At 42.1% G+C, this 25707-nt stretch carries 19 protein-coding genes and 1 tRNA gene; 11 read left to right on the top strand and 9 right to left on the bottom strand.

Annotated features, from left to right (window positions below):
• Position 1: 1 nt before the first annotated feature.
• From murC to DZC72_RS15715, 10 genes are all read left to right on the top strand, one after another.
• The gene (murC, locus tag DZC72_RS15760; RefSeq protein WP_125223883.1) at positions 2 to 1354 is read left to right on the top strand and encodes a UDP-N-acetylmuramate--L-alanine ligase; all 1353 of its coding nucleotides are present in this window, start codon (positions 2 to 4) and stop codon (positions 1352 to 1354) included.
• A 208-nt stretch (positions 1355 to 1562) separates the two neighbouring features.
• Positions 1563 to 2063: a cell division protein FtsQ/DivIB gene (locus DZC72_RS15755; RefSeq protein ID WP_317127166.1), complete on the top strand. Its 501-nt coding sequence runs from the start codon at positions 1563 to 1565 to the stop codon at positions 2061 to 2063.
• A gap of 4 nt (positions 2064 to 2067) precedes the next feature.
• Positions 2068 to 3393 carry a cell division protein FtsA gene (gene ftsA / locus DZC72_RS15750; RefSeq protein ID WP_125223881.1) on the top strand — a complete coding sequence of 442 codons (1326 nt, stop codon included), beginning with the start codon at positions 2068 to 2070 and terminating at the stop codon, positions 3391 to 3393.
• A gap of 35 nt (positions 3394 to 3428) precedes the next feature.
• Positions 3429 to 5339: a cell division protein FtsZ gene (gene ftsZ / locus DZC72_RS15745; RefSeq protein ID WP_125223880.1), complete on the top strand. Its 1911-nt coding sequence runs from the start codon at positions 3429 to 3431 to the stop codon at positions 5337 to 5339.
• Positions 5340 to 5425: 86 nt separating this feature from the next.
• Positions 5426 to 5875, top strand: a complete 450-nt coding sequence (locus tag DZC72_RS15740) for a GatB/YqeY domain-containing protein (protein WP_125223879.1) — start codon at positions 5426 to 5428, stop codon at positions 5873 to 5875.
• A gap of 11 nt (positions 5876 to 5886) precedes the next feature.
• A tRNA-Arg gene (locus DZC72_RS15735) sits at positions 5887 to 5960 on the top strand.
• A 521-nt stretch (positions 5961 to 6481) separates the two neighbouring features.
• Positions 6482 to 6967: a GbsR/MarR family transcriptional regulator gene (locus tag DZC72_RS15730; protein WP_125223878.1), complete on the top strand. Its 486-nt coding sequence runs from the start codon at positions 6482 to 6484 to the stop codon at positions 6965 to 6967.
• A 20-nt stretch (positions 6968 to 6987) separates the two neighbouring features.
• The gene (locus DZC72_RS15725) at positions 6988 to 8109 is read left to right on the top strand and encodes an efflux RND transporter periplasmic adaptor subunit (protein ID WP_125223877.1); all 1122 of its coding nucleotides are present in this window, start codon (positions 6988 to 6990) and stop codon (positions 8107 to 8109) included.
• A 31-nt stretch (positions 8110 to 8140) separates the two neighbouring features.
• Positions 8141 to 11281, top strand: coding sequence for an efflux RND transporter permease subunit (locus tag DZC72_RS15720; RefSeq protein WP_125223876.1), 3141 nt, complete (start codon positions 8141 to 8143; stop codon positions 11279 to 11281).
• A 10-nt stretch (positions 11282 to 11291) separates the two neighbouring features.
• Positions 11292 to 12695, top strand: a complete 1404-nt coding sequence (locus DZC72_RS15715) for a TolC family protein (protein ID WP_125223875.1) — start codon at positions 11292 to 11294, stop codon at positions 12693 to 12695.
• A 5-nt stretch (positions 12696 to 12700) separates the two neighbouring features.
• Here DZC72_RS15715 and DZC72_RS15710 read toward each other — a convergent pair whose 3' ends face one another.
• Positions 12701 to 13675, bottom strand: a complete 975-nt coding sequence (locus tag DZC72_RS15710) for a YpdA family putative bacillithiol disulfide reductase (protein WP_125223968.1) — start codon at positions 13673 to 13675, stop codon at positions 12701 to 12703.
• A gap of 180 nt (positions 13676 to 13855) precedes the next feature.
• On the opposite strand from DZC72_RS15710, the gene DZC72_RS15705 reads away from it, so the two are divergent.
• Positions 13856 to 14281, top strand: coding sequence for a CBS domain-containing protein (locus DZC72_RS15705; protein WP_243641761.1), 426 nt, complete (start codon positions 13856 to 13858; stop codon positions 14279 to 14281).
• A 59-nt stretch (positions 14282 to 14340) separates the two neighbouring features.
• Here the strand turns inward: DZC72_RS15705 and rpe are convergent, their stop codons facing one another.
• From rpe to DZC72_RS15665, 8 genes are all read right to left on the bottom strand, one after another.
• On the bottom strand, positions 14341 to 15006 hold the full coding sequence (rpe, locus tag DZC72_RS15700; RefSeq protein ID WP_125223874.1) for a ribulose-phosphate 3-epimerase: 666 nt from the start codon (positions 15004 to 15006) through the stop codon (positions 14341 to 14343).
• A 67-nt stretch (positions 15007 to 15073) separates the two neighbouring features.
• Positions 15074 to 16057, bottom strand: a complete 984-nt coding sequence (locus tag DZC72_RS15695) for a tetratricopeptide repeat protein (RefSeq protein ID WP_125223873.1) — start codon at positions 16055 to 16057, stop codon at positions 15074 to 15076.
• A 2-nt stretch (positions 16058 to 16059) separates the two neighbouring features.
• Positions 16060 to 19164 (bottom strand): VPS10 domain-containing protein, encoded by a 3105-nt coding sequence (locus DZC72_RS15690; protein WP_125223872.1) that lies wholly within the window; start codon positions 19162 to 19164, stop codon positions 16060 to 16062.
• A gap of 90 nt (positions 19165 to 19254) precedes the next feature.
• Complete coding sequence (locus DZC72_RS15685) at positions 19255 to 21897, bottom strand: c-type cytochrome (protein WP_125223871.1); 2643 nt, start codon at positions 21895 to 21897, stop codon at positions 19255 to 19257.
• 56 nt (positions 21898 to 21953) lie between these two features.
• The gene (locus DZC72_RS15680; RefSeq protein ID WP_125223870.1) at positions 21954 to 22406 is read right to left on the bottom strand and encodes a tRNA (cytidine(34)-2'-O)-methyltransferase; all 453 of its coding nucleotides are present in this window, start codon (positions 22404 to 22406) and stop codon (positions 21954 to 21956) included.
• A 2-nt stretch (positions 22407 to 22408) separates the two neighbouring features.
• Positions 22409 to 22621 (bottom strand): VF530 family protein, encoded by a 213-nt coding sequence (locus DZC72_RS15675; RefSeq protein WP_125223869.1) that lies wholly within the window; start codon positions 22619 to 22621, stop codon positions 22409 to 22411.
• Between the two features lie 5 nt (positions 22622 to 22626).
• Positions 22627 to 24609 (bottom strand): type I pullulanase, encoded by a 1983-nt coding sequence (gene pulA, locus DZC72_RS15670; protein WP_125223868.1) that lies wholly within the window; start codon positions 24607 to 24609, stop codon positions 22627 to 22629.
• 234 nt (positions 24610 to 24843) lie between these two features.
• The gene (locus DZC72_RS15665; protein ID WP_073180565.1) at positions 24844 to 25707 is read right to left on the bottom strand and encodes a sigma-70 family RNA polymerase sigma factor; all 864 of its coding nucleotides are present in this window, start codon (positions 25705 to 25707) and stop codon (positions 24844 to 24846) included.

Below are 25707 nucleotides of genomic sequence, written 5' to 3'. Positions count from 1 at the left end.
CATGGAAATTAAGGATATACATAGGGTTTACTTCATTGGTATCGGAGGTATAGGTATGTCCGCATTGGCCCGGTATTTCAAGTTTATCGGGAAAGAAGTGGCCGGTTACGATAAGACCGAGACCCCTTTGACACTTGAACTATCGGGCCATGCGATTTCCGTGCATTATGAGGATGATCTTGAATTGGTTCCCAAATCGTTCTTAAACCCTACCGAAACTTTAATTGTTTATACACCGGCCGTAAAAACTACACATTCAGAATATCAATACTTTCTTAGGAATGATTTTGTCATCAAAAAGCGCTCTGAAGTTTTGGGGTTGATTACCCAAGATTCCTTCTGCTTTGCCGTAGCGGGTACACACGGTAAGACGACTACATCAAGCATTCTTGCCCATTTATTGCGGGAGACAGGAACACCTCTAACAGCATTTTTGGGAGGTATATCAGAGGATTTCAATAGCAATTTTCTTTTAGAGGGAACCGAATATTCGGTCGTGGAGGCTGATGAGTTTGATCGCTCTTTTTTAAGGTTGTCACCCAATGTGGCCTGTATTACCTCTATGGACGCGGATCATTTGGATATCTATGGCGATGCAGCGGAATTACAAAAGTCATTTCACCAGTTTGTTGGCCGCATTAAGCCCGGTGGAAAACTGTTCGTACGAAACGGTCTGCCCTTGGAAGGGATTACCTATGGAATTGAGGATGATTCGGATTATTGTATCCGAAATATAAAAATAGAACATGGTGCCTACATTTTTGATTTGGGAACCCCGGACGGAACATTTACTGGGGTTAAATTCAACAAGCCGGGAAGACACAACTTATTGAACGGTTTGGTTGCTTTTGCTATGGCGATACAGGCAGGTTCCCCACCGTATCGCCTGGCCGAAGCTTTGGCTTCTTTTAAGGGTGTTCAGAGACGATTTTCCTACCGTATCAAAAACGAGGATTTCGTCCTCATAGATGATTACGCCCATCACCCAACTGAAATAGATGCCGTGTACGATGCCATAACGGAAATGCATCCCAATAAAAGGGTTTTGGCCATTTTCCAGCCGCATTTATTCAGCCGGACAAAGGATTTTGGGGATGATTTTGCAAAAAGTCTATCGAAATTCCATAGCGTACTTCTTTTGGAAATCTATCCGGCCAGGGAAGAGCCTATGGAGGGAATAGATTCCGCTTGGCTATTGAAAAAAATGACCAATCCTGTAAAGAAAATAGTTGAAAAAGGGGATTTGGTATCGGAAATAAAAGCCCAAAATCCAGAAGTGCTTGTCATGATGGGGGCAGGGGACATAGGGCTGGAAATTATGAAGGTAAAAAAGGAATTGGAGTATGCGCATTAATTGGAATTTTATAAAAATTACGGCTCTGATCTTAATGATAATGGGGCTTTACGCTTTTTCTAACAACAGAAGCCGCAATAAGAATGTAGTTCGTACCAAGGTGGAATTTTTGGGGGACCAAAATTTGTATATCACTGAGGGCGCGGTTAATAAATTGTTAATACAAAATTATGGGCGGCTCGAAAATGTCCCTAAAGAAAATATAGTTTTGAATACTATAGAAAAGGCCCTTGAGGCCAATGAAATGGTGAAAAGTGCCCAGGTCTATGTCACTATAGACGGTGAGCTAACGTCTAAAATTGTTCAACGCAAACCCATAGGACGCATTGAGGGGGATTCAAAGTTTTATCTGGATGATGAAGGAAAACGTATGCCGTTTTCATCCAATTATTCGGCTAGGGTGCCTATTATCACAGGCAATATAACAGGGAAGAGCCTGGAGGATGTGTATAAAATTTTGGAGTTTATAAACAAGGACGATTTTTTGCGTAAGAATGTAATAGGTATTCATATCAAGGCGGAGGATGATTACCAATTGAAGTTTAGGCTGAACCAGTTTGTGGTGAATTTAGGGGATATTGAAAATTTGGAAACGAAGTTCAGCAATTTTAAAGCCTTTTACGCCAAGGCGAACAAGGATAATACCTTGGAGGATTTTGCGGAAGTTAGTTTGGAATTCAATAATCAGGTAGTGTGCACTAAAATATAACAACATGGAACAAGGAAATTATTCGGTCGGTTTAGACATAGGGACCACTAAAATTGTGGCCATAATCGGAAGAAAGAACGAGTACGGGAAAATTGAGATTTTGGGTATTGGTAAATCCAAAAGTCTGGGCGTACATAGAGGCGTTGTTAACAATATCACACAAACCATAAAATCCATACAGCAGGCCGTGGAACAGGCCGAAACCAATTCCGGACTAAAAATAGGTTCCGTTGTAGTAGGGATTGCCGGTCAGCACATCAGAAGCCTGCAGCACAGTGACTACATTACCAGAAAGGATTCAGAGGAAGTTATCAATGAGGACGACTTGGATTCCTTGGTCAATCAAGTCTATAAACTGATCATGCTTCCTGGGGAGGAAATCATTCATGTATTGCCACAGGAATATAAGGTGGATGGACAGACTGAAATAAAAGAGCCTATTGGTATGTACGGTGGCAGATTGGAGGCCAATTTCCATGTGGTGGTAGGCCAGGTTTCCTCTATCAAGAATGTAGGCAGATGTATAAAAAGTGCAGGACTGGACTTGGGGAACATTACCTTGGAGCCACTGGCATCTGCTGATGCCGTGTTGAGCATGGAAGAGAAGGAGGCCGGCGTCGCTTTGATCGATATAGGGGGCGGAACTACGGATTTGGCCATTTTTAAAGATGGTATTATCCGTCATACGGCCGTAATACCTTTTGGTGGCGGCGTTATAACCGAGGATATTAAGGAAGGCTGCTCCATCATAGAAAAACAGGCCGAAAGTCTTAAGGTACGTTTTGGTTCCGCTTGGCCTGGGGAGAACAAGGACAATGAAATCGTATCCATACAAGGTTTGAGGGGCCGTGAACCTAAGGAAATTACCTTAAAGAACCTCTCCAAAATCATACATGCCAGAGTGGTCGAAATTATAGAGCAAGTGTATGTTGAAATCAAGAACTATGGTCATGACGAGCAAAAAAAGAAATTGATTGCGGGCATCGTACTTACAGGAGGTGGAAGTCAATTGAAGCACCTAAAGCAGTTGGTGGAATATATTACGGGAATGGATACCCGTATAGGCTACCCCAACGAGCATTTGGCAGGGGATTCAGACGAGGAAGTGGCCAGCCCCCTTTACGCCACGGCCGTAGGTTTGTTGATGAACGCCATTAGGAAGGAAGAAAGGAAGTCGGCCATCAATAAAAATAAGATTAAGAAGGAGGAAGAACCTGTAATGGCCGGCTTTGAAGAAGAGGTTAAGGTGAATCAACCTATGAAGGAGCGGAAATCCGTTTTTGACCGATGGTCCGAAAAGTTGAAGGATTTTTTGGATAATGCCGAGTAAAGTATAAGCACATAATAACCAGTAATAATAATAGTATGAGTAATCACAACGAATTTGATAGTATTTCTTTTGATCTTCCAAAAAATCAAAGTAACGTCATAAAAGTCATTGGAGTTGGTGGCGGCGGTAGTAATGCCATAAACCATATGTTCCAGGCCGGTATCAACGGGGTGGACTTTGTTATCTGTAATACAGATGCACAAGCCTTGGACAATAGTCCAGTACCTAACAAGATTCAACTTGGCGTGTCATTGACGGAGGGATTGGGAGCTGGTGCCAATCCTGAGATAGGTGAACAGGCCGCAATGGAGAGTATGGAGGATATCAAAGGTATGTTGGACCGTACGACAAAAATGATTTTCATTACTGCCGGTATGGGTGGGGGAACAGGGACTGGTGCTGCTCCCGTAATTGCCAAGTTCGCTAAGGAAATGGATATCCTAACAGTTGGTATTGTTACCATGCCCTTTCAATTCGAGGGTAAAATGCGTTGTGATCAAGCCCAACTGGGTATAGAAAAATTACGAAAAAATGTCGATTCCTTAATTGTAATCAACAATAATAAGTTAAGGGAAGTTTATGGAAACCTTGGGTTTAAGGCTGGTTTTTCAAAGGCTGACGAAGTTTTGGCAACTGCCGCTAGAGGTATAGCAGAGGTGATAACCCACCACTATACGCAGAACATCGACTTACGCGATGCCAAGACGGTTCTTTCCAATAGTGGAACGGCGATTATGGGATCGGCCATTGCATCTGGATCTTCAAGGGCCAATGAAGCGATAATGAAAGCACTGGATTCACCGCTTTTGAACGACAACAAAATTACGGGCGCTAAGAATGTATTGCTGTTGATTGTATCCGGAGCTCAAGAAATCACCATCGATGAAATAGGTGAAATCAATGATCATATTCAAATTGAAGCTGGATACGGGGCCAATATCATCATGGGTGTTGGAGAGGACGAATCCCTGGGCGAGTCCATCGCGGTTACCGTTATCGCCACGGGTTTTAATGTTGAACAACAGGATGACATAGTAAATACCGAAGCAAAAAAAATCATTCATACCTTAGAAGACAATCAAAAGGCGGAAGCTGAACTATTGTCAACCCAACGTACTATACACACCTTGGAAATTGAGGAGGAAGAAGAAGAAAAGGAAGAACCCAAGGAGCGTTATCAGTTTTTAGATCCAGGTGACTTTGATTTAATTCCCACTACCAATTACATTCGCAATTTTAATGTGTTTTATGATGAGGTAATCGCCGAATCCATTTCAGAGGAAGACTTTGTAATCATCGATGCAACATCCAAAATAAGGGATATCGAAGTAGTTGAACCTGAAGTTTTGAAGTATAGCAGGGAAGAAAAAGAACAATTCGCCATGAGTTTCGGTAAGCCAATGGAAGAAGAAGAAAACGAGAACGTTGTGGTTTTTAATTTTGATGACGAAATTAAGGATTTGGACGTGAACGATAGCGTGGAGATAATTCCTGTTTTGGAGTATAATAAAAAGGGAGAGACAAGATACAGTTTGGACGACTATATGGAGCTTGAGAATAGGCTGACAGGCGCAAAATCTAAAGCTGAGGAGTTCGAACCTAAAATTATAGAAGATGAATTGGTTTTTGAGAAAAGAACCGTTGTATCCAGGGAAAATAGTAACCATGATACCTCGTTAGATCCCATGGAAACCCCTATTGAGGAACTCTTGAGACAGAGAGCGGATGAACGCCGTAGAAAGTTAAAGGATTTCAATTATAAGTTCAAAAATAGCTTGAGCAATATTGATGAAATCGAAAAGGAACCGGCATACAAAAGACAGGGAGTAAATTTGAACGACAATCCACGGGAAAAAAAAATTTCCAGAACGACCCTAAGTGATGATAGTAATGACGAGATTCAATTAAGGTCCAACAATTCGTTTTTGCACGATAACGTTGATTAGTATTGGGGCTATAAAACTTTTGAACCCGAAAACAAACATTGTTTTCGGGTTTATTATTTATCTTTGCAGACCAAAAACCACAATAGATGAGTTTACAGGCAAAAGTAATGGAACAGATGAAGGTGGCTATGAAATCCAAGGATACGGTAGCCTTGGAATCCTTGAGAGCCATCAAATCCGCTCTTTTGTTGGAGAGCACTAGTGGTTCCGGTAAGGAAATTAGTGAAGAGGATGAGATCAGGTTGGTTCAGAAATTGGTAAAACAGCGAAAGGATAGTGCCGCGATTTTTATAGAACAAGGAAGAAAGGATTTAGCAGATCCAGAATTGGCACAGGTTGCAGTGATAGAACAATTTTTACCGGAACAACTTACTGAGGAAGAAGTCGAAAAAGTAGTTATACAAACTATCGATGCCACAGGTGCTTCGGGTATGAAGGATATGGGAAAGGTCATGGGTATCGTTTCCAAGGAATTGGCAGGTCAGGCGGATGGGAAGTTAATTTCCACGATTGTAAAGCAAAAATTAAGTTCCTAGATTAAGGTAATGGCCGCGTGGCGCAACTGAATAGCGCATCAGATTTCGGCTCTGAGGGTTGGGGGTTTGAATCCCTCCGCGGTCACGAATAAATCGAAAGCAAGCTAAAGCAAATAGCTTGCTTTTTTGTTTTAGTGAGGTTTTGATTTTCAAAGCGGAGCTTTGAGGGAAAAGCGCAGCCAATCCCGATATGGTTCGTCATTTTGATTTTATTCTGCTTGAGCGTTTTTTTGTTTGAACTATTTTCAAAGCGAAGCAATCCCTCCGCGGTCATTTCAATCATTAAAGCCCATCGATTTTTCGATGGATTTTTTGTTTTATCAATAACTTGAAGCGAAGCTTCAAAGTCTCGGAGTAAAAGAAAAGTGATTGCAATAGGATTTTTTATTTTCAGGAAGAGGCGAAAAGTAAGTTTTCATAACAATTAATTCCTGCGAATCCACAAATAAATCCCTATCCATTGATATGAATTAAGGCTTTTTGTGCAATTTTAGTATCGGCGAGCCTTCACATTATAAATTACAACCCTTAAAATTAACGCAACTTTAGCAAGGTTGGTTCAGAACAAAACGAACTATAGGTTAATTTTGACCTATAAATTACACTATGGCCCTTTGTTCGGAATACAAAAGAGAGTTAATAGAGGAATTGGGCCTCTATTTTGAAAAAAGGCACAGTTTGCCGCCCTTGGCTTCTCGTATTTATGCCATTATGGTATTATCCTCTTTCGAGGGCTTTACTTTTGAGGAACTTATGGACATAACCCAGGCAAGTAAAAGTTCCGTTTCCACCAATTTAAATCTCTTGTTGCAATTAAAGTTCTTGGAATACTATACGCGGCCCGGTGAGCGGAAAAGATATTTTAGGAGTTCCGGTAGTTTTTTGCAAAACATGCTAAAAGAGCGTTATGAAACAATAAATTCGGATCTGGAACTAACCCAAAAAGTCAATAAGTTTAATCAGGAGAACAATCCGGAAAATTATAGCAAAAAGGGGTACATCGGAGATATTTTTCACACCTTCCTGGTACGGGAGAAATTGAATATTGAACAAACCTTACAACGCATAAGGGACTTCAAAGAAAAAAACTAAAAACTATTAAGTTATCCAATATGAAGAAATTTTACACCTTCCTTATTGTTATTTCAGCCCTATTTTTAATTTCCTGTGGTGACGAAACCGTTGGAAATTCAGGTGGCGGAACTGCAGTGCCGTCATTTCAGGTAATAGAAATACCTACAAAGGATGTTACTTCCTTTACTACATATCCTGCAAGTATTGAGGGAATTGTTAATAGTGAGGTTATGGCCAAAATCTCAGGTTATATTACAGATGTCTTGGTAGATGAGGGGGAACAGGTAAAAAAGGGAGAGACCCTTTTTAAATTGGAAACCCAATCCCTAAGTCAGGATGCCGCTGCGGCTTCAGCAAATGTCAATGCCGCCCAGGTTGAGGTGGATAAACTAAAACCTTTGGTTGAAAAGAATATTATCAGCAGTGTGCAGCTGGAAACCGCAAAGGCAAAGTTGCAACAGGCAAAAAGTACTTATAATTCCATCAATGCCAACATCAACTATGGGAGTATTAAAAGCCCTGTTGATGGATACGTTGGTTCGATTCGCTTTAGAAGAGGAGCCTTGGTTAGCCCATCCAACACACAACCACTAACCATTGTTGCGGATATAAGCGAGGTATTTGCCTATTTTTCCATGAATGAAAAGGATTATTTGGATTTTATTCAGGATACGAAGGGCAATACTATAGACGAGAAGATACAGAACCTACCCGAAGTTGAATTAATTCTCGCCAATGGTAGGGTATACAATCAAAAGGGGAAAATCGAGACCATAAATTCTCAGGTAGATGCCGCTACGGGAGCCATTACTTTTAGGGCCAAATTTGACAATCCCTCTCGGATTTTGACTAATGGCAATAGTGCTAAGATTAGGATACCCAAAAAATACGAGGGTGTGATAGTGGTTCCCAAGGAGAGTACTTTTGAAAGGCAAGGTAATGTATATATTTATTTGGTTAACAAAGATAGTACCGCGGCTGCCAAGTCCATAAATGTCATCAATGAGGTGGATAATCTCTACCTGGTAGAAAGTGGTATCAATAAAGGGGACAGAGTTATTGGCCTTGGAGTTGACAAATTGCGTGGAGATTCCAAAATAATACCCCTCCAAGTGCCTTTTGATAGTGTGGCAAAACCCATAAAAAAACTGTTTAGATAATACATGTTGAATCACTGAAAATTTTTAGAAAATGCTACAAAAGTTTATTGAACGGCCAGTGCTTTCAACGGTAATTTCGATTATTATCGTAATTCTAGGGTTATTGGGCCTCACCTCTTTGCCCATTACCCAGTATCCGGATATTGCGCCGCCAACCATAAGTGTTAGTGCAACCTATCCAGGTGCCAATGCCGAAACTATTTTAGAAAGTGTCATTATTCCACTTGAGGAGCAGATTAACGGGGTTGAGGGAATGACCTATCTAACTTCTACAGCAACCAATAGTGGAACGGCAACCATCGATGTATTTTTTGATCAAGAGGTAGATCCGGATATAGCCGCCGTCAATGTTCAAAACCGGGTAGCCAGGGCAAACTCGCTTTTGCCACAGGCCGTAATCCAAACGGGCGTGACCACCCAAAAGCAGCAAACGAGTGCGCTTATGTTCATGTCTTTTTACAGTAGCAATCCGGATTATGATGAAACATTCGTTCAGAATTATCTCAAAATAAACGTAATTCCTGAGATACAACGTGTAAACGGTGTGGGCAATGTAAACGTTTTTGGTTCCAAGGACTATGCTATGCGAATTTGGCTTCAGCCAGAAAAACTTGCGGCATACGGACTCATTCCTTCCGATGTTGTTGGGGTACTCAGGGAGCAAAGCTTGGAAGCGGCTGCTGGAGCTTTAGGCGAGAACGACGGTGAGGCGTTTAGTTATGTGATAAAATACGGAGGTAGGTTTAAGACTGAAGATCAGTATAGCAATATTGTCGTAAAGGCTTTGGACAATGGTCGTTTCCTAAGATTGGCAGACGTTGCCGAAATTGAGTTGGGTGCCCAATCCTATGCCGCTAGTTCAATGACAGCTGGTTACCCAGCCGTAAACATGGGTATTTACCAGACAAAAGGTTCCAATGCCAGGGAAATCATACTTGAAATTGAGAACAAGTTGGAAAAGATCAAACAAGACCTGCCGGCAGGTATAAACATATTTATACCCTATAGTACCAATAACTTCCTGAACGCCTCTATAGAAAAGGTCGTGAGTACTTTGGTAGAGGCCTTTTTGCTTGTATTCTTGGTAGTATTTATTTTTTTACAGGATTTCAGGTCAACCTTGATACCTGCCATTGCGGTTCCTGTGTCCATCATTGGAACGTTTTTCTTTCTTAACCTTTTTGGATATTCGATTAATCTATTGACACTTTTTGCACTGGTTTTGGCCATAGGAATTGTAGTGGACGATGCCATTGTAGTCGTTGAGGCCGTCCATGCTAAAATGGACGAGGGTGCCCAGGATGCCAAAAAGGCCACCATAACGGCCATGAACGAAATTTCCGGGGCCATCATTTCAATTACATTGGTGATGGCCGCAGTTTTTATACCGGTAACCTTTGTGCAAGGTCCAACCGGGGTGTTTTATGAACAATTTGGTGTGACGTTGATTGTGGCCATCATGATTTCGGCACTTAATGCCTTGACATTGAGCCCCGCCCTGTGCGCACTGTTCCTGAAACCACATGAAGAGCATACCACTAAAAAGAAAAGTTTAAAGCAGCGTTTTTTCGATGCCTTTAATACCGGCTTTAAGGCAACGACCAATAAATACGGTCAATCTGTAAGTTTTTTGTATAAACATAAATGGATTACGGTTTTTATACTTGTTCTCGCCTTGGCGGGTATATGGTGGTCGTCCAGCGTTGTTAAAACTGGTTTTGTTCCCGATGAAGATCGTGGAATTGTCTTTATGAACATTGAATTGCCTCCGGGTTCCTCTATCGATAGGACACATGAAGTTAACGAGGAACTGTATTCCAAAATTAAGCAAATACCAGGAGTTTTGGATGGATCGGTAATTGAAGGAAGAAGTTTTCTGGGAGGGGCAGGAAGCAATTACGGACTTGGTTTTGTTAGATTAAAGGACTGGGACGAAAGGGATGCCGATTCCCTATCTATGGCTTCCATAACCGCCAAAATGTTCGGGGCGGCCGCGACGATTCCAGAGGCGAATATCGTATTCTTTGCCCCTCCAAGTATCCCAGGTTTTGGTCGTTCCTCCGGGGTAGAGGTGAATCTCTTAGATAGGGCAAGCGGAAGTTTTACCGATTTGGATAGGATCAACAAAAAGTTTATTGCCGATTTAACAGATAGACCAGAAATTCAATATGCACAATCCTCATTTGACACTGGCTATCCCCAATATGAACTTGAAATAAATGTGCCAAGGGCCAAGGAACTTGGGGTTTCCATAAGTAGTATTTTCGCAACACTACAAGGTTATATAGGAAGTATTTTTGCCGCCGACTTTTCACGTTTTGGCAAACAGTACCGTGTGTACGTGCAAGCACTTCCGGAGGATAGGGCAGACAAAGATAACCTGGACCAAATGTTCGTTAGGACTTCGGGGGGCGTGATGACGCCTATTACCGAGTTTATAACCTTGGAAAGGGTGTATGGACCACAATCGGTTACAAGGTTTAATTTGTTCAACTCCACTAAGATTACGGCTGCCACCAATCCAGGTTATAGTTCTGGGGATGCCATTAAAGCGGTAGAAGAAGTGGCAAAATCCCTACCCACCACATTTTCCATAGCCTACTCAGGCCTGACACGCGAAGAAGTTAACGCCGGGGATCAAACAACGACCATCTTTTTACTGTCGTTGGTTTTCGTATATTTTCTTTTGGCCGCCCAATATGAGAGTTATCTGATTCCTTTTTCCGTACTCTTTTCTTTACCCTTGGGTGTGTTCGGGGCTTATTTTTCAACCCAAATTGCTGGCCTTCAGAACAATATTTATTTTCAGATCGCTTTGATCATGTTACTAGGTCTGTTGGCAAAAAATGCCATATTGATTGTAGAATTTGCACTGCAACGAAGAAAACATGGACTGAGTATATTAAATGCGGCCATAGAGGGTGCAGAGTCCAGATTACGGCCCATATTAATGACTTCATTCGCATTTATACTTGGTTTAATGCCCTTGGCTTTGGCCAATGGTGTGGGTGCAGAAGGGAACAGGTCCATCGGTACCGGAGCCGTAGGTGGATTATTGATTGGGACCGTAATTGGGGTTTTTGTAATCCCCACCTTGTTTATTTTCTTCCAATGGTTGCAGGAGAAGATATCGGGAACCCCAAAATTTGAAGAGGTTCAAAAGGCCGAATAAATTATTGATTATGGTATTGTCAAAATATATAAAAATTGGATTTGTCGTTGTTTTGCCATTATTATTGGCATCATGCTTTTCGGCCAAAACATATGAAAGACCGGAAGATGTTACCCTGGATGCCCAATACTTTCGAACAGATTCCTTGCAGAAAGATAGTATTTCCTTGGTCTTGGTTTCATGGAAGGAATTGTTTACAGATCCGTACCTGCAAAATTATATTGAAGAAGGTCTTGAAAATAATATTGACATTCGAAAGGCCATTCAACGCATTTTGATTTCGGAAGCTTACCTAAAACAGGGAAGGTCCGGCTATTTTCCCACGTTAAACCTGAACCCAAAATATACACATACAGAGATATCCGGAAATAGTCAGTTTGGGGGACTTTTTAATAGGTTGGATCAATACGAGGTTAGTGGTGGACTATCTTGGGAAGCTGATGTTTGGGGTAAAATCAGGAGCAATAAAAGGGCTTTTGAGGCAAGTTATCTTCAATCGGTCGCCGCTCATAAAGCTGTTAAGAGTACCTTGGTGGGAAATATAGCTTCCCTATATTATCAACTTTTGTCTGTGGATGAACAGATTCAAATTGCGAAACTTACCATAGAAAATCGCTCTAATGGATTGGAAACGACAAAAGCCCTAAAAGAGGCTGGAAATGTTACCGAAGTTGCCGTAAAACAAACCGAGGCGCAACTATATACCGCCCAAGCCCTGCTTATCGACCTGGAAAATTCTGCGAAGCTTTTGGAAAATGCCATGTCCTTGATTTTGGGGGGTGAACCCAAGGAAATTGTAAGAAACACCTTGGAGGATCAAAAAATTGATACACCTTTGAGCACAGGTATACCCGCCCAGCTCTTGGCAAATAGACCCGATGTAATATCGGCCGAGTACGGCCTCATAAACGCATTTGAACTTACAAATGTTGCTAGGAGTAATTTTTATCCATCCATCACGCTAACCGCAAATGGAGGACTTCAAAGTTTGGATTTAAATAAATTGTTCGATACCAATTCGTTATTTGCCTCGGTCATTGGAGGGCTTACGCAACCTTTATTCAATGGTAGACGAATACGAACCCAATATGAAGTAAGCAATGCGCAGCAGGAACAATCAAAATTGGATTTTAAGTACGCACTGTTGAACGCTTCAAAGGAAGTATCCGATGCGCTTTTTTCCTACCATGCGGCCATGGATAAAATCAAGGTAAAGGAAAAGGAATATGAAGCTTATACCTTGGCTAGGGAATATTCGCAGGAGCTCTTGGATAATGGTTTGGCGAATTACCTGGAGGTATTGAATGCAAGGCAAAATACGCTCAACACGAATTTGGATTTAATTTCGACCAAAAATAATAAACTACAGGCCATAGTGGACTTATATCTGGCGCTGGGCGGCGGATGGAATTAACAGTTTTATTTATGCTTCTTGTCCAAGACATTCCTTACGATCATTTTTGCATGGATCCTCGAGTTCTCAATGAACCATTTATGAGTTTCCATACCGCCACAAATCACTCCCGCCAAATAAAGATTCTCCACATTGGTTTCCATAGTTTCCGGGTCGTATTCCGGTAACCGCTTTTCGTCTTCGGAAATATGTATACCCAGCATTTCCAAGAACTGAAAATTGGGCTTGTAGCCTGTAAGGGCCAGTACAAAATCATTGGGAATCGTTTTGGTCGCTCCCTTTTCATAGGTAATTTCCAAGGAATCTTCGTGAATGGTCTTTACGGTGCTATTGTAATATGCCGTAATGCTACCTTCCTCGATTCTGTTGATGATATCCGGGCGTACCCAATACTTCACGCGTTGTCCTACTTCCGGACCCCTAATGATCAACGAAACCTCCGCTCCCTTTCTCCAACATTCCAAAGCAGCGTCTATGGCACTGTTGCTGGCCCCTACGACCGCTACCTTTTGACCGGCATAATAATGGGGATTATTATAGTAATGGGAGACTTTTGGCAAATCTTCCCCAGGTACGTTCAGTAGGTTGGGAATATCATAAAAACCTGTGGCTACGATAACGTGATTTGTTTGGTACTGTCCCTTGTTTGTCCTTACATGAAAAATATCGTTAGCCTTTTCAACTTCCAACACTTTTTCAAAAAGCTGTATATTCAGTTTGTTGGAAGTCACGATTCTTCGGTAATATTCCAGGGCTTCGTCCCGTTTGGGTTTTGCCTCTTTGCTTATAAAGGGTATTTCATCGATTTCCAATCGCTCCGAAGATGAAAAGAACTGCATGTTTGCTGGGTAGTTGAAAAGGGAATTCACAATGGGCCCTTTTTCCAAAATAACATAGGACAGGCCATTTTTCTGGGCTTCCAGCCCACATGCGATACCGATCGGTCCACCTCCTATGATTGCAATATCCATTAACCCCATTATCCTTAATTTATCGGAATAATTTTCTTTGTGTTCTTCTACAAAACTAGACATTTTAGTTAACAAAAATGACCTGGATAGCGATTGAAAAGGGTTGAAAATAATTGGTACCTATGATTTTTATCATGCTCTATGTACGTTGTTAACTCGAACTTTAAGTATCATTAAAAAACCAGAGTTATGAGTCTAAGACATAGAGTGCCCGTTTCAACAATTATGACAAAAAAGATCATCACATTGAACAGTAATGATCAATTGGAAACCGCGGAACGCCTTTTTAAGGAGAACCATATCCGTCATATTCCCGTCGTGGAGGGCGATAGGATCATCGGAATGTTGAGTCTAACGGATTTGCTTCGCATTAGTTTTGCCGATGGCGCCTACGAAGAGGATGCCGATGTGGAAACCATCGTTTACAATATGTTCACCATTTCACAGGTAATGGCCAAAAATCTTAAGAGTATTTCTTCGGATACCACGATAAAGGAAGTGGCCGAAATCCTGGCGCATAATGAATTTCATGCGCTTCCCGTAGTTGATGGCGAAAAATTGGTAGGTATTGTTACCACTACAGATTTGATAAAATACCTTTTGGAGCAGTATTAGTTTTAGGTTACGCAAAAGGTGGTCAAAATCATTGTGATGCATTGGCCACCTTTCGTTTTTTATTTTCCGTCTGCTACCGATTTAAGTTCCGAAATTGTTTGTACAGGGTTTTCACTTTTAAAGACAAAGCTGCCCGCTACCAATACATCCGCACCGGCATCAACCAATTGTTTGGCATTTTCGGTAGTTACGCCGCCGTCTATTTCAATTAGGACCGAAGCATTTTTACGCTGGATAAGATTTTTCAGGGCCTTAATTTTTTCGTAGGTATTTTCAATAAAGGATTGCCCCCCAAAACCTGGGTTCACGCTCATAAGCAATACTAAATCGATATCACCGATTATGTCCTCCAATAGATTGATATTGGTATGCGGATTTAGGGAAACCCCAGCTTTCATCCTTTTTGCCTTAATGGCCTGTATGGTTCGGTGGAGATGGGTACAAGCTTCGTAATGAACGGTTAGAATTGTTGCTCCCAGTTTTGCAAATGTATCAATATAGCGGTCAGGGTCAATGATCATCAAATGTACGTCCAAGGGTTTGCTAGCATGTTTCTGAATGGCTTTGATAACGGGCATTCCATAGGAAATGTTGGGAACGAAAACCCCGTCCATGACATCGATATGGTGCCAATCGGCATCACTATTGTTCACCATTTCAACATCACGTTGTAAATTTCCAAAATCCGCTGCAAGTAGTGATGGGGCTATTTTTGTTTTTTGCATTTTGTATCTGCTAAATGATCATGCAAAAATAGTGATTTGAGTTTTGCATAATCCAAGGTGATTCACTTTACGGTTTTATTTTATCAAAGTAATGTATCAAATCACTTTCCGCCGCTATATATCCAAAAGAACTCCATGAAGGGCTATCCAATAAATCCAACATTAGCTCTTTGGCTTTTTCTTTATCGTTGTTATAAAAATACCAGTTAGAAAGTCCATAGGCCACTGCATCGTTTGATGGATTTCCAGATTTGGTTCGCAGAAGGGAATCTATGGGAATCAATCCTTTGTACAGTTTACAAAGTTCGTAATAGCTTTGGTTTTCAATAACATCCATTTTTTGGGTAATTGGTTCCAGCATTTCATTTGCCAATGTTTCGTTTCCAAGCCTACGTTGAATCATATAGAGCCAATGGGTACTTGAAACTATATTATCATCAAGCTCTCCTGATTTCCTGCAGTTTAGATACGCATCATATGCTTTTTCATAGTCGTGTTCCAGATAATACGCCAAACCCAAATGATACCAGATATTTCCGTGTAGTGTGCTTACCGGAATGTTCATGGCATTTGGCATTCCATCGGGTTCTATTTCATTGTGCTTTCCTTCAATGAGTTTTGTCGCCAACTCCAAATCTGAGATTGCCTTTTCGAATTCCCGTATCGAGATATATCGATGTCCGCGATGTCGGTAAAAACGGGCGTCCTCAGGGAATTTCTCGATTCCTTTGGAGTATAAATCGATGGCATCTTCATACTTTCCAAGATAGGCGGTCCGTCTGCCGTACCAAATTAGGGCATTGGCGCTATCGGGATTGCTTTCGTATGCTTGCTTCGCCTCTTGGTATTGGGCAATCATTTTTTCGGAAGGTTCAGGTATGCTGAATTCCTTGCCCAAGGGCGTTGTGAATCGATCAGATGTTTCTGACCTAGTGGTTATTGCTTCCAGAGCGTCAGTTTTTCCTTTTTTAACGTCCCGGCAGCTTGAAAGAACCATCAAAAAACCCAAGAGCAAAAATGCCTGGCCTACTGTTATTCTGAATTTATTCATGTTCATTCCCCTATTTTAACCGCCTTTTTTCCTGCTTTTTCCAATATGGCATTGACCACGGGCAATTGTGAATCCATTACTTTGTTCAAATTTGACAAGTGGGTATTTAACTCGGCAGAAAGCTCCTCAAAGACTTTATAGGCTCCATCAGTAGGTCTCGCATCTCCGGACTCTACACTTCTTCGCAAGGAAGCCAATCTATTGTTCAACTTTATCGGGAAATTCAAGGGATCCTGTGGGGACTGGTTCTTTACTTGATATAGTTCTTCTTCAATGGCTGTCAACTTATCCAAAAACGGAGCGACTTTCCGCTTGTAAGTGGAACCCGAAAGGGCCTCGTTATGCGCATTCAATTGTTCTCTAACCTTTCGTATTTTAATAACAGCTTCATTGGCGGCACTGGTCTTGTTCATAATCTTGTTGGCCAGTTCAAATTGTTCTTGAAGATCTGCTTTGGTTATACCCTTTAAATTAGGGTCCATTTCTATGTCGAAAGTATATATTTCTTCATAGTCGCCCGTTTTCATTTTCACCTTGTATGTCCCTAAGGGAGCTTTAGGTCCTCGTTGGGGGCGTCCGCTCCAAATGATCATTCCGTCGAAAACTGTTGCACCAGGGTAGCGCAAGTCCCATGTGAACGTATTCAGGCCTTTTGCCGTCGTGGGTTTGGAGGACCCCCCTCGTTCCCACCAAGGTGCGTCCGGGTCTTTTTCATATTTTGGCTTGCTTCCCGTAAAAGTGTTGATAACCTTATTAGCTGCGTCCAATATTTCGAATGTAATCGTGTCCTGTTCAGATTTGAGATAATATTGGATGGTTGCATCGGTAATGCCACGAATGGCGTTTCTTGGCTTAAAGAGAACGGCATCTTGATTCTTCATTTCAGGCGTGTACTGTCGCAAAGGTTGTATGTCGTCCAAGATCCAAAATCCACGGCCGTGGGTTCCAAGGACTACATCATTGTCCTTAACAACCAAATCCCTTACAGGTGTGTCAGGCAGTTTTAACTGTAGACTTTGCCATAATTCCCCATCGTTCATTGAGAAGTAGACGCCATGTTCCGTGGCAAGGAACAAAAGCCCTTCCCGAACTGGATCTTCCCGTACCGCCCTTGCAAAATGTCCGTCCGAAATTCCGTTGATAATCTTCTTCCATGTTTTTCCATAATCATGGGTTTTGAAAACATAAGGTTGCCTGTCATCCACCTGATATCGGTTTGCCGCAACATACAAGGTACCTGGGTTGTGAACCGACTCATCAATGATACTGACCCTTGAGAATTTTGGCAGACCTTCGGGCGTGATATCCTCCCAATTTTTTCCGCCATCCCTAGTAATATGAATTTTACCATCGTCCGAACCGGCCCAAATGGTATTGATGTCATGTGTTGAAGGTGCCAGAGCGAAAACCGTGGCGTAAATTTCCGGCCCGTTCATGTCCATTGTAATCACTCCGCCCGTTTTTCCCAAAGTGGATGGGTCGGCATAGGTTAGATCCGGGCTTATCTTCTCCCAAGACTGGCCATCATCCGTCGTTTTCCAAACATGTTGGGAACAGGTATACATGACATTGGGGTCCTGGGGAGCGAACATAATGGGGAAGGTCCACTGCCAACGTTCCGGTAAGGCACTTGCCGGTTCGCCCGAGAAAAACCTTGGATATACCTGTATATCTCGGGTTTGGCCATTGCTTCTATCATAGCGTGTTAAAAGAGCACCTTGGCTACCTGCATAAAAAATATCCGGATTGGTGGGGTGCTGGGTTATCCAACCACTTTCACCACCGCCAACTGCATAATACCACCCATGGTTGGGCCCCCTGGCCTGCATGTGGTCCCAGCCATCGCTGGGCATGGCCAAGGTACTGTTGTCCTGTTGCGCACCTGCTACGTGATAGGGCACATCACTGGTGGCCATCACATGATAAAACTGTGTAGTAACATAATCTTCTTCCGTCCAGGTCTTTCCACCGTTAATACTTACGATTCCTCCGCCATCGTTGGAAGAAATCATTCGATCTGGATTATTTGGATCAATCCATAGGTCATGGTTATCCCCGTGCGGCACTTTTATTTCAGTGTCGAAGGTTTTTCCACCATCGGTAGATTTCCAAAAATCGACATTTAGACAATAGACCGTTTCCTTATCCACCGGATCGGCATAAATTCTAGAGTAGTAAAAGGCACGTTGCCGCAATTTTCGCTCGTCGTTGGTTCTTTCCCATGTTATTCCACCATCATCGGACCTAAAAACACCGCCTTCATTGGCCTCTACGATGGCCCAAACCCTGTTGGAATCTACAGGGGAAACGGTAACACCTATTTTTCCGATAGGTGGTGCGGGCATTCCCTCGTTGCTGGTAAGGTCGGACCAGGTATCTCCTCCATCCGTGGATTTCCATAATTTGGAATCGCCACCACCGCCCCACATTTTCCAAGCTTTTCGTTGTACTTCCCAAGTGCTGGCATACAGCACATCTGGATTATTACGGTCAATAATCAAATCTACTGCACCTGCTTTTGGACTCACGTACAATACTTTTTCCCATGTTTCGCCACCGTTTTTACTGCGGAAAACCCCGCGTTCATCATTATCCCCATAGGGATGGCCTAAAGCCGCCACGTAGACCACATCAGGATTCGTAGGATGTATTCTGATCCGGGCAACCGCTTGGGTTTCCTTAAGTCCTAGATGTTTCCAAGTCTCCCCTGCATCCGTAGATTTATAGACACCATCTCCCTGTGTAATGCTACCCCGTAACTGTACCTCGCCCATACCGATATATACAATATCCGGATTGGTTTCGGCTACGGCTACGGCACCTACGGATGAACTGGTAACCTGCCCATCCGTAACGGGTTTCCATTCGTTGCCACCATCCGTCGTTTTCCATAAACCTCCCCCTGTGGCCCCAAAATAGTATTCATTGGGTCTGGATGGACTTCCCGAAGCACCCAAAGATCTACCACCACGTGATGGACCAATATTGCGCCATTCCAGTTTTTCGTAAAATGATGGATCAATGGGCAGTTCTTCCGTTTGAGAAAAAGCGGAGGTAATGCAAAAAATAAAAATAACGAGTAGTAGAGTTTTGTACTTCGGATTCATAAGGGTGTTGGTTTTAATTATTCTTGTAGCATTAAAATGAATGCGTTTCTATTAATTGTTTTTATAACTTGAAATTAAAGGAAAACTATTTTAATCCTCACTTTCGGTTTCATTATAGGATTCATGGTTTTTATCCCCTCCCGATTGTAAATATTTGAACAGGTCCTTAATTTCTTGCGGATTGAGTCGGTTCAATAAACCTCCCGGCATGGGTGAAATAGGGGAAGGTCCTCGCTGTACAATTTCATCTTTTTTGATAGAAACGGAATAGGTTTCATTGTAGGGATTGGGCATTAAAACAACTTCGTCCCCATTTTCCGATTTTATCCTACCCGCCAGATTTTTTCCGTCCGATAGCTCAAGTAAAGTATGGGCGTATTGATCCGATATTTCATCGTTGGGACTAACAACGGCATGGATGAGGTCATACGTGCCGAATTTCGTAAAGGCTTGGGTAAGGTCAGGTCCTGCGGCGCCTCCTTCGCCCCGTATTCTATGGCATAAAACACACATGGCCGCTTCAAAGGCTCGTTTTCCCGCTTCAAATTCACCCCCTTTCATTTCTTCACTCCATACAATATCCTGTATGTCTCCCGCAGTATAGGTGCCTCCAGGTCCCATGGGCTGGGGAAGATCTGCCACGGCATCCGTTGGGGAATATTCGCCCGAAATTTCCTTGAAATAATCTTTTTCAGATTCAGGTACATGTGACATGGCCCGTTGGCGGACATTTTCCATATAGGCTTTAAAGCTCATTCCACCCTTGCTTCCAAGGACGTCATAGAACCAAGAAAAATAGGTTTCCCTTAAATCTTTCGTCCATCCTTTTTCTGCATTGCTCAAAAGCATCCCGTAATAAATAGCTTCGCTAGGAGGCATTTGTGCAATTATCTCCCTAATGATTTCCCCATATTGTTCGCTCCTAAGGGTGGTTTCTTCATCTAAAAGCTCAACCCCTTCCGAAACCGTCTTTTCTTCCGTATGTTTTATCAATTGATTGACCAATCCCTCTGTAATGCCATCTGCCTCCAAATATAGAAGAATCTGACTCAATTCCTTGTTCACGCTGTTGTTGGCATTGGGAAAGTAGTTGTTCAGTTTTTTAACTATGGCATTTCCCATGGCATTCGCAGGTTTGCCCATCCGGATAAAGGATAGGGAATAGGCGCGCAGGAGGGCCAACTGATTTTCTTTCGTAAGTGTTTCCAGCTGAATGGGATTCAGTTTTTCATAAATCAGTTGTTGGTGCTGTGGATCATCCTTTCTGGCTATGGCGATGCTTGCATTGATAAGCTTCGTGGGGTCGGTTTCTGATGTAAATCTGTCTTTCCAAGCATCGAAATTTGCATGCTCCAAGACCATACGTGCAGCATATCGAATAAATCGGTCCTCATGAGCCAAATTTTCCCAAGCAAGGGAAAGACCTTTTTCCGTTGTGCTTTTTTGGAAGGATTCCAAGGTGTGCCTTAGGTCCCTCAATTTTTTGTTTTCCGCATTTTCGGTAATATCCGCTTCGGAAATAGCATCACCGGTATAGGTTAACCGATAGAAGTGCGAATCCAGATTTCGACCTCCGGTAGCAAAGTACAGGTTACCGTCCGAGCCGGAGATCATATCGGTCAACGGTAAGGGAGTCCCTGAAAAAAACTGTTCCCTATTGGCTTCGTAGCTACTAGCTTTTGGAACCAAATCAATAAAATATACCGTTCCAAAACTCCAATCCATGACCAAAAGTCCATTTTTAAATTTCGATGGAAAATTTAGGGAAGCGGCAGAAAGGACGGCCGTGGGCGACCCTTGCTCCAAATTATGAACTGCTGGTAAATTATCGGGATAATAGGCCGGCCATTTACCCGAACCGGTACGCCATCCATACTCACTTCCAGGGACTACATGGCAAATGCGCGTGGGCCTGTACCAAGGCATACCAATGTCCCATTCCATGTCTGAATCGTAGGTAAACAATTCTCCATCGTTGTTAAAGGCAATATCAAAAGGGTTTCTGTAACCGGCGGACAGCAATTCCCATTCCGTTCCTTCCGGATTAAATTTAGCGACCCAACCCCCTGGGGCCTTAATATCGTTGGCATGCCCTCTTGCATCCAAATAGGTAGGTATTAGGTTGTCCTCGTTCCAGTTGTTGGGCAATCTGCTATTGTTTTTTAGGACATCGGGAACTAAGGTATGGTTACCTGCAATGAAGTAAATTTCATTTCTATCGGGCGATAAGACCAAACTGTGCGGCCCATGTTCCCCGTCGCCCTGCAATTTTAAAAGCATTTTGCTCTGGTCCAAAACTCCATCACCATTGGTATCCTCAATTTTGTAAATCCCGCTTCCATATTCAGAATCGTCTTCCCATCTCTTGTTTACGGAAACATAAAGACCATTAAATGCCCAAAGTAGGCCATGTGCTTGCCCTATTTCAATATCCAGTGGGGTTACATCTTTTTTGGAAAGTTGTTCCCCTTTTTTGGGCGGGGTAAAAGAGTAAATTTTGCCGTACTGATCACATGAATAAATAGTGCCATTGGGCCCTTGGGCCAAGGCGACCCAAGATCCTTGCTCATTGGCACTGGGATGATAGATTTCTTCTAATGAAAATCCATCGGGAATATTGAATTTTATTTCAGAGGCTTGGTCGGTTGCCTCTTTCTTGGTTTCAGTCTTACAGGCATAGGTTATCACAACTAGTGTCAATATTGCGATGAACCGAAGAAAAAGATTTTTCATGGATAACAAGTTGGTCTTTTAGATAGCTAAAAGATACAAAACTTACGTTTAGGAATTTAATGTAATTGTCTTAGACCTTCATACACAGTAATGGCAACTGCATTTGCCAAATTTAGGCTCCTCACGTGGGTACTGTAAAGCGGAATTTTAAAGACATTACGGGTATTTCTTTCTAAAATATCATTGGAAAGCCCACTGGATTCCTTACCAAAAAGGAGAAAAGTATTTTCTGTATACACTGCATCCCAATGATTTTTTGAACCATGAGAGGAAAATAACAGCATTTTTTCCTCTTTATGGGATTCAAAAAATTCCTTCTGATTTTCGTACTCTCTAATATTTAGATGTTGCCAATAATCAAGGCCGGCTCTTTTCAATCGTTTATCCGTAATTTCAAACCCATAGGGTTTAACTAAGTGAAGGTTGCAGCCCGTAGCCAAGGCAAGCCTGCCTATATTCCCTGTATTGGTATGGATTTCTGGTTCAATAAGAACAATATGAAGCGCCATGTTTAACGTAAGGTTTTTAAATAGAGGTTTTCAACTTTTTTCCGGGCCCAAGGTGTTTTTCTAAGAAAGGTAAGGCTAGATTTTATGGATGGGTCGTTCTTAAAGCAATTGATATTTATTTCTTTCCATAATTCTTCCCAGGTGTAAATTTGTGTAAGGTGTTCTAGGATATCGACCAATTTTACACCATGTAGTGGGTTGTTTTTCTGTTCCATTGATTTTAATCTTTAAAGGCTACCAACATGGATATGGGAGGAACATCGATGTATTCCTGAATGGTTTTGGAGCCGCTGAAATCAAACGTATCCTTATATACTGCCAATTTATAGGCTTCTTCCAATGGATACCGAAAAGCTTCTTTTTTGGCATTGTAAATGACCAGAATCTCCTTCCAAGAGTCGCCGTTGGCCGAGTTCTCCAGAGTATATGAAATAAGGCCATCGGCTACCAATTGAAATTTTAAGTTTTCTTTGACCGCCTTGGCATTGGGCATGGAGAAGGCCGGATGCGACTTTCGTAAACGAATTAGATTTTGGTAATACGTAAAGACATCTTGGTGTATATTTTTCAAGTTCCAATCGATTTGATTGATACTATCCGGTAGGTTATAAGAGTTATGTTCGCTCTGTTTCGACCTTAAAAATTCAACACCTGCGTGTAAAAAGGGGGTGCCTTGCGACGTTAAAACAATGGCATTGGCCAGTTTGTGCAGGGCACTTAATTCCTCAAAGCTCGCCTTTGGATTTGAAATTTTTAGTTTGTCAAATAAGGTATGGTTATCGTGGCAGGAGGTATAGGAAATGGATTGCCAAGGGGCATTTGTCCACGGGGCCTTGGAGTAATTGACACCCTCATAATCGATTTGAGGATGTTGGATGCCGCCCACCAGTCCAAACTTTATGGATTCCTCTTTTTTGGTTCCTCCATTTACGAAACCGGTGTCCAAATCTTCAAAGACCGAACCCTTTAAACCGTCCCGAATATCGTCACTAAAGGCAGCAATGTCCGGGAGTTGTTGCATGTGTTTTTTTAGGACCCTCTTTTTTTCTGGAAGCGGAGATTCCTTGGCAGTCCAGCCTTCGCCATATAAGAGCATGTCTGGATTTACTTTTTTTAGGGCCGATGCGATTTCGTTCATGGTCTCAATATCATATATACCCATTAAATCGAACCGAAAACCATCGATATGGTATTCCTTTGTCCAATATAATAGGGATTCCAGCATAAATTTTCGCATCATGGTCCTTTCCGATGCAGTTTCATTGCCGCAGCCGGCCGCATCTGAATTGCTGCCATCTTCGTTGTGCCGATAATAATAACCGGGTACTTCCTGATTGAACAGCGATTCCTCGGTTTTGCCCGTGTGGTTGTAAACAACATCTAGAATCACGCCGATACCGTTATCGTGAAAGGATTTCACCATTTGTTTGAATTCCTTGATTCGGATCATTGCATCATAGGGATCCGTGGCATAGGAACCTTCCGGAACGTTATAGTTTTTAGGGTCGTAGCCCCAATTAAATTGAGGTGTCTCCAACCGAGTTTCGTCAATGGAGTAATGGTCAAAGGAAGGTAGTAAATGCACATGGGTGATGCCGAGTTCCTTCAGATGATCGATACCCGTTTTTATATTCCCTGGCCCCATTGTGCCCTGTTCCACCAACCCGAGAAATTTGCCTTTATATTGTGCTCCCGATTGTGGATGTAGGGTCATGTCCCGTACATGGAGTTCATAGATAATGGCTTTATTGGGCGATTCCAGATGAGGCCCGTGGTCTTTTTCCCATCCTTGCGGGTTCGTAGTTGCCAAATTAAGTATCATTGCCCTGTTTCCGTTGACACCAACCGCTTGGGCATATATACCGGGAGTTTCAGATAACCATCCCGTATCTGTTTTTACTTGAAAGGTATAATACGTGCCATTCATGTCCCCATTTACAACCTTTTTCCATACACCATTTTCAGATTCTTTCAAGGTAAAACTTTCCAATACTGGGGAGTCATTACCATTCTCATATAAATGGATTATTACTTCTTTGGCCGTTGGTGCCCATAGATTGAACTCGGTAGCATCTTTGGTATAGAGCGGCCAAAGGTTTTTATCAGTGGCAGTAGGGTAGGAGTCGTAGTTCTTTAAATCGATTTTTGTATTACAGGAAAAAATCAATACAGTTGAAATTAGAAGAATTGAAAATAACTTCATAAGTGTTGTACTTCATGTCAATATAAGAAAGTTATTCAAATCGCTAATACAATGAAATATCTGTTTTACTTAAATTTTTATGGAAAGTATAAAATGAAAAAACTCCGGTAATCAGCCGGAGTTTATTCATCAATCAAAAAACGAACAGTCATGATAAACTGTTTGTAACCTTAAAATTACAACTTATATGCCAAATTTCCAATTTAGGGAATCTTTAACGTGTAATTTATACTATTAACCCAGATATGTCTTTAATATCTTACTTCTAGAAGTGTGTTTTAACCTACGAATGGCCTTTTCTTTAATTTGTCTAACTCTTTCTCTGGTTAAATCAAATGTTTCACCTATTTCCTCCAAGGTCATAGAATGTTGGCCTGCAAGTCCAAAATAAAGCCTAATAACATCGGCTTCCCTGGGAGTCAAGGTTTCCAATGCGCGTTCAATTTCTGTACGAAGCGACTCGTGAAGTAATTCCTTGTCAGGGTTTGGAGATTCCCCACTACGCAATACATCGTAGAGGTTGGAATCCTCTCCATCGATCAAAGGAGCATCCATGGATACGTGACGACCCGAGTTTTTCAAGGATTGCTTTACATCTTCCACGGTCATGTCCAATTCCTTGGCAATTTCCTCTGCCGAAGGAACCCGCTCATGCGCTTGCTCCAAGAAAGCAAAGGTTTTGTTGATCTTGTTTATAGATCCAATTTTGTTCAGTGGCAAACGAACGATACGAGACTGTTCTGCCAATGCTTGTAATATAGATTGACGAATCCACCATACGGCGTAGGAGATAAACTTAAATCCCCGCGTTTCGTCAAAACGCTGTGCAGCTTTGATCAGACCAAGGTTGCCCTCGTTGATCAAATCCGGTAAAGTAAGCCCTTGGTTTTGGTACTGCTTTGCAACCGATACCACGAATCTAAGGTTGGCCTTTGTTAGTTTTTCAAGAGCGATCTGGTCGCCTGCCTTGATGCGTTGTGCCAACTCTACTTCTTCATCAGCGGTAATCAAGTCTACTTTTCCAATTTCTTGCAAGTACTTGTCCAAGGATGCGGTCTCTCTATTGGTGACCTGTTTTGTAATCTTAAGCTGTCTCAT

The organism is Maribacter algicola (assembly GCF_003933245.1).
Lineage (GTDB): Bacteria > Bacteroidota > Bacteroidia > Flavobacteriales > Flavobacteriaceae > Maribacter > Maribacter algicola.
This window is presented reverse-complemented; position numbering and strand designations above follow the sequence as displayed.

What these genes read in the sequence shown, in the direction of transcription:
- murC (WP_125223883.1), top strand. Translation starts at nt 2, where the DNA reads ATGGAAATTAAGGATATACATAGGGTTTACTTCATTGGTATCGGAGGT.
- DZC72_RS15720 (WP_125223876.1), top strand. Translation starts at nt 8,141, where the DNA reads ATGCTACAAAAGTTTATTGAACGGCCAGTGCTTTCAACGGTAATTTCG.
- rpe (WP_125223874.1), bottom strand. Translation starts at nt 15,006, where the DNA reads ATGCAAAAAACAAAAATAGCCCCATCACTACTTGCAGCGGATTTTGGA.
- DZC72_RS15710 (WP_125223968.1), bottom strand. Translation starts at nt 13,675, where the DNA reads ATGGGGTTAATGGATATTGCAATCATAGGAGGTGGACCGATCGGTATC.
- DZC72_RS15695 (WP_125223873.1), bottom strand. Translation starts at nt 16,057, where the DNA reads ATGAATAAATTCAGAATAACAGTAGGCCAGGCATTTTTGCTCTTGGGT.
- DZC72_RS15730 (WP_125223878.1), top strand. Translation starts at nt 6,482, where the DNA reads ATGGCCCTTTGTTCGGAATACAAAAGAGAGTTAATAGAGGAATTGGGC.
- DZC72_RS15725 (WP_125223877.1), top strand. Translation starts at nt 6,988, where the DNA reads ATGAAGAAATTTTACACCTTCCTTATTGTTATTTCAGCCCTATTTTTA.
- pulA (WP_125223868.1), bottom strand. Translation starts at nt 24,609, where the DNA reads ATGAAGTTATTTTCAATTCTTCTAATTTCAACTGTATTGATTTTTTCC.
- DZC72_RS15665 (WP_073180565.1), bottom strand. Translation starts at nt 25,707, where the DNA reads ATGAGACAGCTTAAGATTACAAAACAGGTCACCAATAGAGAGACCGCA.
- DZC72_RS15690 (WP_125223872.1), bottom strand. Translation starts at nt 19,164, where the DNA reads ATGAATCCGAAGTACAAAACTCTACTACTCGTTATTTTTATTTTTTGC.
- DZC72_RS15740 (WP_125223879.1), top strand. Translation starts at nt 5,426, where the DNA reads ATGAGTTTACAGGCAAAAGTAATGGAACAGATGAAGGTGGCTATGAAA.
- DZC72_RS15715 (WP_125223875.1), top strand. Translation starts at nt 11,292, where the DNA reads ATGGTATTGTCAAAATATATAAAAATTGGATTTGTCGTTGTTTTGCCA.
- DZC72_RS15675 (WP_125223869.1), bottom strand. Translation starts at nt 22,621, where the DNA reads ATGGAACAGAAAAACAACCCACTACATGGTGTAAAATTGGTCGATATC.
- ftsA (WP_125223881.1), top strand. Translation starts at nt 2,068, where the DNA reads ATGGAACAAGGAAATTATTCGGTCGGTTTAGACATAGGGACCACTAAA.
- ftsZ (WP_125223880.1), top strand. Translation starts at nt 3,429, where the DNA reads ATGAGTAATCACAACGAATTTGATAGTATTTCTTTTGATCTTCCAAAA.
- DZC72_RS15680 (WP_125223870.1), bottom strand. Translation starts at nt 22,406, where the DNA reads ATGGCGCTTCATATTGTTCTTATTGAACCAGAAATCCATACCAATACA.
- DZC72_RS15705 (WP_243641761.1), top strand. Translation starts at nt 13,856, where the DNA reads ATGAGTCTAAGACATAGAGTGCCCGTTTCAACAATTATGACAAAAAAG.
- DZC72_RS15685 (WP_125223871.1), bottom strand. Translation starts at nt 21,897, where the DNA reads ATGAAAAATCTTTTTCTTCGGTTCATCGCAATATTGACACTAGTTGTG.